The organism is Terriglobia bacterium (assembly GCA_036496425.1).
Classification (GTDB): domain Bacteria; phylum Acidobacteriota; class Terriglobia; order 20CM-2-55-15; family 20CM-2-55-15; genus 20CM-2-55-15.
On sequence record DASXLG010000382.1, the window covers coordinates 20,910 to 30,185 of the forward strand.

The 9,276-nt window shown below is 58.1% G+C and carries 10 protein-coding genes; 5 read left to right on the forward strand and 5 right to left on the reverse strand.

Annotated features, from left to right (window positions below; all coding sequences use genetic code 11):
* Positions 1–8: 8 nt before the first annotated feature.
* The 5 genes from VGK48_28265 to VGK48_28285 are packed head-to-tail and all read right to left on the reverse strand — an operon-like array spanning position 9 to position 4,865.
* Positions 9–1,130: a hypothetical protein gene (locus tag VGK48_28265; GenBank protein HEY2385089.1), complete on the reverse strand. Its 1,122-nt coding sequence runs from the start codon at positions 1,128–1,130 to the stop codon at positions 9–11.
* Positions 1,127–2,422 (reverse strand): aromatic ring-hydroxylating dioxygenase subunit alpha, encoded by a 1,296-nt coding sequence (locus VGK48_28270; GenBank protein HEY2385090.1) that lies wholly within the window; start codon positions 2,420–2,422, stop codon positions 1,127–1,129. The genes VGK48_28265 and VGK48_28270 overlap by 4 nt, the downstream gene beginning before the upstream one ends.
* 26 nt (positions 2,423–2,448) lie before the next feature.
* Positions 2,449–3,066: a class I SAM-dependent methyltransferase gene (locus tag VGK48_28275; GenBank protein ID HEY2385091.1), complete on the reverse strand. Its 618-nt coding sequence runs from the start codon at positions 3,064–3,066 to the stop codon at positions 2,449–2,451.
* Positions 3,066–4,523: an alpha/beta hydrolase domain-containing protein gene (locus VGK48_28280; GenBank protein HEY2385092.1), complete on the reverse strand. Its 1,458-nt coding sequence runs from the start codon at positions 4,521–4,523 to the stop codon at positions 3,066–3,068. The genes VGK48_28275 and VGK48_28280 overlap by 1 nt, the downstream gene beginning before the upstream one ends.
* Before the next feature lie 30 nt (positions 4,524–4,553).
* Positions 4,554–4,865, reverse strand: coding sequence for a hypothetical protein (locus tag VGK48_28285; protein ID HEY2385093.1), 312 nt, complete (start codon positions 4,863–4,865; stop codon positions 4,554–4,556).
* A gap of 30 nt (positions 4,866–4,895) precedes the next feature.
* Here VGK48_28285 and larA point away from each other — a divergent pair, with 30 nt between their 5' ends.
* The 5 genes from larA to VGK48_28310 are packed head-to-tail and all read left to right on the forward strand — an operon-like array spanning position 4,896 to position 9,240.
* Complete coding sequence (gene larA, locus VGK48_28290; protein HEY2385094.1) at positions 4,896–6,149, forward strand: nickel-dependent lactate racemase; 1,254 nt, start codon at positions 4,896–4,898, stop codon at positions 6,147–6,149.
* Positions 6,150–6,208: 59 nt separating this feature from the next.
* Complete coding sequence (locus tag VGK48_28295; GenBank protein HEY2385095.1) at positions 6,209–7,462, forward strand: 3-isopropylmalate dehydratase large subunit; 1,254 nt, start codon at positions 6,209–6,211, stop codon at positions 7,460–7,462.
* A gap of 1 nt (position 7,463) precedes the next feature.
* Positions 7,464–7,955, forward strand: coding sequence for a 3-isopropylmalate dehydratase (locus tag VGK48_28300; protein HEY2385096.1), 492 nt, complete (start codon positions 7,464–7,466; stop codon positions 7,953–7,955).
* 24 nt (positions 7,956–7,979) lie between these two features.
* The gene (locus VGK48_28305; GenBank protein ID HEY2385097.1) at positions 7,980–8,819 is read left to right on the forward strand and encodes a hypothetical protein; all 840 of its coding nucleotides are present in this window, start codon (positions 7,980–7,982) and stop codon (positions 8,817–8,819) included.
* A 10-nt stretch (positions 8,820–8,829) separates the two neighbouring features.
* The gene (locus tag VGK48_28310; protein ID HEY2385098.1) at positions 8,830–9,240 is read left to right on the forward strand and encodes a DUF6152 family protein; all 411 of its coding nucleotides are present in this window, start codon (positions 8,830–8,832) and stop codon (positions 9,238–9,240) included.
* Positions 9,241–9,276: the final 36 nt, after the last annotated feature.

Sequence of the window (9,276 nt, forward strand, 5' to 3'; positions counted from 1 at the left end):
GGCTAACCCTATCTCGACAGCTGGATCACATCTTCATAACCGGTGATCTTGCCGGCATTGAATGCCTTCACGACTTCAGCCATGGGCGACAGGAGCTGCAGAAACCGGCGGCCGCTCGCCTGGCGCGGCGGCTGCCGGGTGTCGCCGTATGCAAAATGTGAACTTCGGATGAACATGCTCTGGCCATCCAGCGGGAACGTCGCAACATTTCCCAGGAACTTTCGCCAGTCGTCGCCCTGTTGATACAGATACTGTTCGACGTTCGAGGTATACATCGCGGCGACCGCCGCGTTATGGTCCTTGATGTATCTGCCGACATTGCGCAAGGCTTTCGCCCCCGCAAAGTTGCCGACGATCGGCACGATGAGATTCTTCCTTTCCATGTCCCGGATGATCCGAAAGTTCTCTTCATTCGCCAGATAGCTGCGCGCTTCGCCATGATTGTCGGTGGCCGTCATCAGGTCCGCGTACGAAGCCGTACCGAAATAGACGTTCTGGCCGGACGGAGTGAAGGCATTTCCCGTACTTTCACTTCCTGCATCGAAAAAGACGCGATAGATGTAGTCGATCTGGGACACATCGTCGAGGCTCAAGCGGAATTTGTGCCCGGTCAGCAACCGGTCCTTGATCGCCTGCAGATTCTGGTGGAAGAGTGCCGCATCCGAAGAACTCGCCCGGAAGGCCTGGAAAAGCGCCCGAGCCGTGGTTTTCTCCGTGAGCCCGGCCGGCATTTTGCGGGAGAACAAATGCGACAGGAACTCCGCGCGATTTGCAGACATTTCAAAGACGGTTTTATAGATGAGCTGCTCCAGCATGTTGTCGCGGCGGATGTCGACGATAAACGCCATCTTTGGCTGCAGCGCAGCAATATAGGTGAAGTTTTGCTCCGGCCCCACGCCGACATACACACCGCCCGGCTTTCGATTCTCGATCAGCCGCGGAATGACAACCTGGAATTCCTGCTCGTTGGACATGTACTCGAAGCGGAACTGGCCGGATTCTTCCGAATAGTCCGACATCAGTTTCCAAAAGGCATCGTCCGATAATTCGCGCGGCAGCGTATCTGCGGCGAAGAGCGAAGGAACCAGCAACGCACAAATACTCGCCATGACAATGAAACTACGAATCATGTCCATTCCCTTCCCGATCCGTTCCCTTTAAACAGGACGTTTATCCCCATCGCATCCTTATATTGCCGGCGGATCTCTTCGGGCTGCCCGGTCTGAAACACATAGCCGGCAAGCTGGGTACTCAGAACAGGATGCTTCAGCAGACCGTCAAGACTCAAGCCGTCCACGAACAGACTGCGATGCGCTATGGGCAATGACACGCACTCGTTCATCGCTGCATCGCGAATAACGGCCTTCGCTTCGTCACCTCTCGCAACGCGATCGATCTGATCGAAGAATCGTTGACGCAACATCAGAATCCCCCGATCGCTCTGTCCCAGATGCTCCTTTGTCCGGTCTGCAATGACGCCCTGCCCTGCCCACGCGATGAAATCCTGATTCATTACGTGGCTCGTGATCCATCGCCCGGTGACCGGGTCCTTGATCGGACCGTACCACGACGGGATAGGCCCCTGCTCGTAGGGCTCCCGCTCCTTCGGCACGCGCTCGAAAGCCCACGTTACGCTTAGTGTGTTCTCATCGTCCATTGGAACGCGCCATTCGAAGTGACTGCCGGTGAACAGCGCGTTCGGCCATAAGCACACGCGGCCGATCGTCCATAACGGATCCGAATCGCTCATCCCCTCGCGCATTCGCCGATACACAAATCCATACTCGAATTCTTCGAAATCAATTTTGAGGTGCTTTGGAGAATAAGGCCCAACCTCATCCTTCAGTCGAACGTTCCAGTTCATGTGCATCCATTCGAAATGCACCGGATCGATCGAGTTCTCCTGAGCCTGAAACCAGTTGCAGGGCACTTCGGCGAAAACAATCTGCCGGAATCCGTTCTTCCAGGTAAACGGCTCCCAATTCGGAACCAGAGGCGCCGGCGGCGGTCCGAGGTATGCCCAGAGGAGGCCGGCTCTGATCTCGACAGGGTACGATTGGATTTGAATCTTGTCTTTGAACCGGGCTTCGCGCGCGGCGGCGTCATCATAAGGCTGTTCGAGACAGCGGCCACCCTCATCGAAAAGCCAGCCGTGATAATTGCACCTCAGCCCGCGCCGCTCGACGAAACCGCAGGACAGGTCCGCCCGGCGGTGGGCACATTGTCTGTCGATCAGCCCGAAGGCGCCCTGCAGGTCTTTGTAGAGGACAAGGTCCTCACCCAGGAGACGGATCGCTTTGGTGGACTTTCGATCGAATTCCGTGACGCCGGCGACGGGCATCCAATACCGCCGGAGCAGTTCACCCATCGGCGTACCAGGTCCGACGCGGGTGAGCCGCTCATTGTCCTCCCGCGAAAGCATTACTTCCCGCCCTCTTGAAAGTTTCCCTACTTATATCTGCTGAGTTCCAAGCCGCTGCCGACGGGAAGCAGTACCGATTGGATGCCGGACTTCTTCCGTATATGTTTCCGGTAGGCTTCCGCATGACGCCGGGCCGACTCGGGGAAAGTCATGTTGTCGGCGACCACGAGAGCGCCGGCGCTCAGCTTGGGATAGAAGAGATCGAAGCATGGAATGTAGAGATCTTTCCAGAGGTCGAGTAAAACGAAGTCGACCTTCCCTTTCAGCTTCGCCAACAGGTCACGGGCGTCTCCAAGCCGAAAGTCCACGAAGCCGTCGAGCCCTGCTTTTTTTATCGCCGCGCGGGCGTTTTCCTGTTTGCCGGCATGAAGCTCAAGGGAAATGAGCTTGCCGCCTGTCTGACGCGCCGCATCGGCCAGCCACACTGTCGAGTAGCCGTACGAAGAGCCGACCTCGAGAAGCGTCTTTGCCTTTGCTTCTTTTGCCAGCAGGTTCAGGAGTTGTCCGGTGGCGGGTCCCACCGACAGGAGAAACTCGTCGAGATGCTGCTGCATCTCCGACGTGTCCATTCCGCGCATCCGCTCCCATTCCTTGTTCGAACGGGTTTCAAACGCGCGCAGAATGCGTTCTACGGCTTTGTCCATCAGTTGGTGCCTGCGTTCAAGGTCTGTTTGAGTCTCTTTGCGTCGCCTTCGGTCAGCCAGTGCTCCTTCAAAAGCCGGTCGACAGCTGCCGTGAACTTGGCGGAGTACACCTTCCGGCTGCCATACAACTCCATCATCCTGGCCACATCGAACGCCGTTTTATGTCCCATCTCGCGACAGCTTCCGGGTCCGGGACTGCTCGTGAAATACGCGGCATCGGGAACGTCGATCTGCGGTGTGCGTACTCCACCAATTCCATGTCCGAGCTTATCCATAACGACGCTCGCCTGAGGCATTCCCGCATCCTTCAACTCCACGCGCGCGCCGCGCGGCGCCGGTGTGCCCTTGCGGACCCACTGATCGAGGTTTGCAAAGGAGGCGTTGAAGACATATGCGATCAGGCTCGGATCCATCAGAGGAATTTCCGGATCACACTTCGCATTGAACGGCCACTCGACTGTGCCTTGAGCGTTACCGACAGCCGCGACCTGATCCTGCTGGATTGGGAAACCGAAATAGGCATATTTGTCGATGTGGCCTGCCGCAGCCACTTCATACAGCCGGAGTCGATCGTTGGGCTCATCGCTGTCCGCGCGGCGATACGCATATGTCCCGCCGATGATTTCGCCTTGAGCGGCGACCTCAATGATGGGGACTCCGACATTCTTGATGGCCTGGCGGGGATCGTTCGGCGCGGGCGCCTGTGCACACTGGCTGATCTTCGCCATGTTGAAACCGCCCTTGATGATGTATCCGTCGTAGACCGGCTTACCGTTATCGAGATTTGCGTGAATGGCATTGGCGTAGGTTGCGACGTCCGCCCCCTGTGTGGTCAGAAAGACGTACTGCACCCGCATTCCTGCAAGCGGACGTCCTGTCATGTTGCTTTTCAGGAGCGCGCCCACCTGGCTGATCATGTCCCAGCGCAGGCCCTCCTCGGATGCCGGCGCAGGCGCATTACCGCATGGCGCGCCAGGATTCGGGTTCGGGAAGGAAACCGCGGCATATCGGGCCGGATTGAACTTCTTCAAACCGTCCGCAACCGCCGGCAGCGAGATCCCGACCCACGCATCGCCATGATCGATGATGTAGTCATGTGAAAATCCCCACATCATCGCCCAATCGAAACGCCTCGCCGGAAACAACAGTTCGACAACCACGGTGCCGCTGAATCGCGCCGGATTCGACGGACGCCGGACGAGAATCCGTGTGCCGTAAGGAGCGTTCGGCGTTTTGACATCCAACGCGCCATCCGTTGCCCAGTCGTACACGCTGGCGCTTCCCGAAACAATGAACTCTTCTTCGCTGTAGCCGGCCTTCGCGAGATCAAGCGCAGGCGTGCTTCGATTTGCCGCCATGAAGGGGTAGGAGTCGGCGGTCACGGGAAGAGGGCCGGTTACTTTCGGGAGCGGAGTCGCGTTGACGGCCAGTAACAACGTAGCGATGGCAGCAATCATCGATGCCTCCTGGGTTGCCGATTGAGGATATTACATCACCCGGTCGTGTCCCCATGTCCACTTTGCGCTGATATCGAATTCCTTGACGCCGCTGGCCGTCGCTTTCGGGTTGTGGAGCGTCTGGGGATTGAATATCACTCCCAACTCGCGAAGCAATTCGTTGAGTGTCGTGTTTCCGTAGGTCAAGCCGGGAAATTCGATCATGTCCTTGTTGACGTCCGATACGACGGTCTTCTGACTATTGATAACGATTTTCCGGAGAGCTTTAAGCTTCCCGACCTCCCGCCGGAAGAACTGAATGAGTTCATGAGCGTCTTCAACGGAACCCGTATAGACAATCATCCAACGGCGAGTTTACCCTAATCGAGGACTATGAAACTACGCTTGGACTATGGCACCAGCGGTTTGTCCGCTGAATTTCCCGACAGCCGAACCACGGTCATCGAACCGGTTTATGTTGCGCCCGCGCCCAGCCCCATGGCCGCGCTGCGGCAGGCCATTCAAAGCCCGATCGGCAAGGCCCCGCTCAAAAATCTCTACAAGCCGGGACAGAAAGCCGGGATCTCGGTCTGCGATATCACGCGCGCCCAGCCGCGGCAGGTGATGATTGAAGCATTGCTTTCGGAAATGAATGGTATCCGCCTGCAAGACGTGACCATCTTCATTGCAACCGGAACGCATCGCGCGAATACGCCGGCCGAAATCGAGAAAATGCTTGGGCGCGGCCTCGCCAACGGCTGCCGCATTGTCTGTCACGACGCGCGTAATGATGCGTCGCTCGTGCACGTCGGCAATACGTCCACCGGCGTTCGCGTCCTGTTGAATCGAGGCTGGGTCGAAAGCGACTTCAAAATCACAACGGGTTTTGTCGAGCCGCACTTCTTTGCGGGATTCAGCGGCGGTCCAAAAATGGTTGCTCCCGGGCTGGCCGGGCTGGAGACCGTCATGACGCTGCACAATGCAGCGCGAATCGGCCATCCCAAAGCCACCTGGGGAATCACTCAGGGGAATCCCGTCCACGACGACGTGCGGGAAATCTCACGGATGACGGGAGTCGACTTCGCTCTGGACGTCACTCTGAACCGAGATCAGCAGATCATCGCCGCCTTCGCCGGCGATCTGCTGCAGGAACACGCCGCGGCCTGTGAAGCCGCCCGGCAAAATGCCATGCGCCGGTGCGAAAAGCCGTTCGACGTGGTTGTCACGACCAACTCCGGCTACCCTCTCGATCAGAATCTCTATCAGGCCGTGAAAGGCATGTCTGCGGCGGCGAAAATTGTGAAAGACGGGGGCACCATCATTTGCGCCTCCGAATGCAGAGACGGCATTCCGAGCCACGGCGCCTACGGACAGATCCTTGCTTCGAAGTCCTCACCCCGCGAATTGCTGGACCTGATTACCACCTACGGCTACGCCCGCGCGGACCAGTGGCAGGTCCAGATTCAAGCAATGATTCAACTGAAGGCGAAAGTGCTGGTGAAGGCAGACTGTCTCACGGATCAGCAACTTCGCGCCGCGCACTTCGAGCCGATCAGCGATGTTTCTGCGGCCGTCGCGCACGCGGGCCCCGACGCCAGCATATGCGTTCTGCCGCACGGCCCCCAGACGATTCCGTACCTGGCATAGGCGTCTACATGATGAATGTGCACCCACGCTCCGGCCGATTCGGTTAGGATTGCAGCGCCATGGGAAGGACCATCGCGGAGAAGATCCTCGCGAAAAAATCCGGACTTTCATCCGTCGTGCCAGGTCAAATCGTGGATGCTTATCCCGACCTCGTGATGAGCCACACCGCCACCTGGCGATCGGTCACAGTAATGGAGAAGGTCGGTGCGACGAAGCTCTACGATCCGGATCGCATTGCCGTCGTGCTCGACCACATCGCACCCGCAAAATCGGAGAAGAACGCCGCCGACCATCTGAAATGCCGGGAATTCGTAAAGAAATACGGTATCCGAAAGTTTTACGACGTCGATGCAGGCATCGCGCATCTCGTCCTGATGGAAGCCGGCCACGTCACACCCGGAGACCTCATTGTCGGCACCGATTCACACTGCACGATCTATGGCAGCCTCGGCGCGCTCGGCAGCGGAATCGGATATACCGAGGTCACCTCCGTCTGGATCACCGGCAAGCTGTGGATGAAGGTTCCCGAGAGTTACAGGATTGTGCTGAGCGGTAAATTCTCCAGAAACGTTTATTCGAAAGATCTGATGCTCCATCTCATTGGGAGCCTCGGCGCCGATGGCTGCAACTATAAATCCGTCGAGTTTTACGGCAGCACGGTACAGGACCTCAGCATTTCGGAGCGCATGACGATGACGAACCTTGCGATGGAGATGGGCGTGAAGTGCGCCTTCGTTCCGCCCGATGGGAAAACGCGCGAGTATCTCGAAGGGCGGGTAAAAGACCGCCATTATCAGGAAATCCTGGCGGACGCCGATGCCGCGTATTCCAGGGAAATCGAGGTCGATGTCTCAAAGCTTCAGCCGATCGTGGCCTGCCCGCACGAAGTCGAGAACACGAAGCCGGTCGGCGAGGTCGCCGGAACGCACATCGATCAGGTCTTCCTCGGTTCCTGCGCAAACGCCAAGTACGAAGACCTCGCGGTCGCCGCAGACATCCTGAAGGGGCGGCACATTCACCCCGGCGTCCGCTTCATCATTACTCCCGGTTCGAAGCAGATCATGCTGGAAGCGATGAAGACCGGAGTACTCGCAACGCTGATCGAAAGCGGCGGCACGCTGACCAACCCGGGATGCGGCGCCTGCGCTGGCGACGGTGGCATCCTGGCGGACGGCGAGGTCTGCCTCTCAACCGCTAACCGAAACTTTCTAGGCCGCATGGGCAGCAATAAATCCTCCATCTACTTATGTAGTCCAGCGACTCTGGCCGCATCTGCGATTCGCGGAGTTATCAGCGATCCGAGAGAGTTTTGACGTGGAACAGGAACTTAAAGGAAAGCTTTATAAGTTCGGCGACAATATCAACTCCGATATCATCATCGCCGGCCGCTATCTCATCTATATTGAACCGGATAAACTGGCGGAGCACGCGTTTGAAATGCTTGGCAACGGGTTCGGTTCCAGGCTCCGGAATTTCCAGATTCTCGTCGCCGGCCGCAACTTCGGCTGCGGCAGCGCGCGCGAACAGGCGGTAACCGCGATTCAGGGACTCGGCATCAAGGCCGTGGTCGCCTGCTCGTTCGCCCGGACGTTTTATCGCAACGCGATCAATTCCGGTCTTCCGATCGTCGAGTGCCCCGAGCTCTATAATGACGTCCGCGAAGCGGATGAAATCGCCATCGATCTGGGCGCCGGCGAGATCCGGCATGGGAACTCGAAGTACGTCTTTCCAAAGTTCCCCGACTCGATGAAGCGGCTGCTCGAGTACGGCGGACTTGCCGAATATCTGAAAGCCCAAGTACAATAGCCGCCAAAATCATTTGGGGGATTGATGCAGACACAGATATTGACGCTGCTCGCCGGGCTCGCCCTTGCCGCCCAACAGCCTGTCTACAAAGCGCCGACTCCGGCGGACTGGGCCGCGATGTCGAAGCTGCCGGATTTCAGCGGAGTCTGGGAACGAGGCGGTGGCGGCGGCGGAAATGCCGCCTTCGGGACAGCGCCGGCACCAGCCGCGCCGCGCGGAAATCCGGCACCCGCGGGAAATCGAGGCGCCGCGCCTCCACGCGGAGCCCGCGGCGGCGCCCGTGGACCCTCCTTCACGCCGGAATATGAAGCCAGGCGGGTTGCCGCAGCCCGCACCCTGCAACCGGAAGACAACACCACCGCGAACTGCCTTCCGCCCGGCATGCCGGGGATCATGAGTCAACCCTATCCGATGGAATTCCTTCTGACGCCGGGCAAGGTGACGATTGTTATCGAGGCCTACACCGAAGTTCGTCACATCTTCACCGACGGCCGTCCGCTGCCTGGAGATCCGGATCCGAATTTCTTCGGCACATCGGTCGGACACTGGGAAGGCGACACGCTGGTGGTTGATACCGTCGGTTTTAACGACCACGTGGAACTGGCCAAAGGCGTCCCTCACAGCGATAAGATGAAAATCGAGGAACGGTTCAAGCTGACCGATCCGGACACGATGGCGACCCAGACAACCATCATCGATCCGGTGGCTCTGACGACGCCTTACGTCACAGCGGCAACATTAAAACGGCATCGGAACTGGACGATTTCAGAGTACATTTGCGAAGAAAACAATCGGAACTATGTTGATCCGAACGGCAAAGCAGGAATCAATCTGAGCCTGCCCGCCGCATCCAGGAAGAATTAGCGAGGACACTATGAAACGTGGGTTAATAATCGCACTTCTCGCGGCCGCCGTCATCGGCGCTGCCGTTGCACCCGCATTTGCGCACCATTCGTTCTCCGCCTTCGATGTCACGACCCAGAGGTCGGTGACCGGAATGGTGAACAAAGTGGACTGGACCAATCCGCACATCTGGCTGTGGATTGACGTGCCCAACGACAAGGGCGGAACAGATCGTTATGGCTTCGAAGGCATGAGCCCGAACTACCTGGCGCGGCGTGGCTGGACACGAACAACTCTGAAAATCGGCGACAAAATCACGATCGATTACCGCCCCATGAAAGACGGCTCCAAAGGTGGGATGTTCATGACCGGCAAGACCAACGGCAAAGTCCTATCGATGGCGGGCGGCAAAGACGACCCTTCCGGCTACGGGGAGAAATAACCAACCTTTTGGCCGCAGATGACGCGGACGGCGCAG

What these genes read in the sequence shown, in the direction of transcription:
- VGK48_28310 (HEY2385098.1), top strand. Translation starts at nt 8,830, where the DNA reads ATGAAACGTGGGTTAATAATCGCACTTCTCGCGGCCGCCGTCATCGGC.
- larA (HEY2385094.1), top strand. Translation starts at nt 4,896, where the DNA reads ATGAAACTACGCTTGGACTATGGCACCAGCGGTTTGTCCGCTGAATTT.
- VGK48_28270 (HEY2385090.1), bottom strand. Translation starts at nt 2,422, where the DNA reads ATGCTTTCGCGGGAGGACAATGAGCGGCTCACCCGCGTCGGACCTGGT.
- VGK48_28280 (HEY2385092.1), bottom strand. Translation starts at nt 4,523, where the DNA reads ATGATTGCTGCCATCGCTACGTTGTTACTGGCCGTCAACGCGACTCCG.
- VGK48_28285 (HEY2385093.1), bottom strand. Translation starts at nt 4,865, where the DNA reads ATGATTGTCTATACGGGTTCCGTTGAAGACGCTCATGAACTCATTCAG.
- VGK48_28305 (HEY2385097.1), top strand. Translation starts at nt 7,980, where the DNA reads ATGCAGACACAGATATTGACGCTGCTCGCCGGGCTCGCCCTTGCCGCC.
- VGK48_28275 (HEY2385091.1), bottom strand. Translation starts at nt 3,066, where the DNA reads ATGGACAAAGCCGTAGAACGCATTCTGCGCGCGTTTGAAACCCGTTCG.
- VGK48_28295 (HEY2385095.1), top strand. Translation starts at nt 6,209, where the DNA reads ATGGGAAGGACCATCGCGGAGAAGATCCTCGCGAAAAAATCCGGACTT.
- VGK48_28265 (HEY2385089.1), bottom strand. Translation starts at nt 1,130, where the DNA reads ATGATTCGTAGTTTCATTGTCATGGCGAGTATTTGTGCGTTGCTGGTT.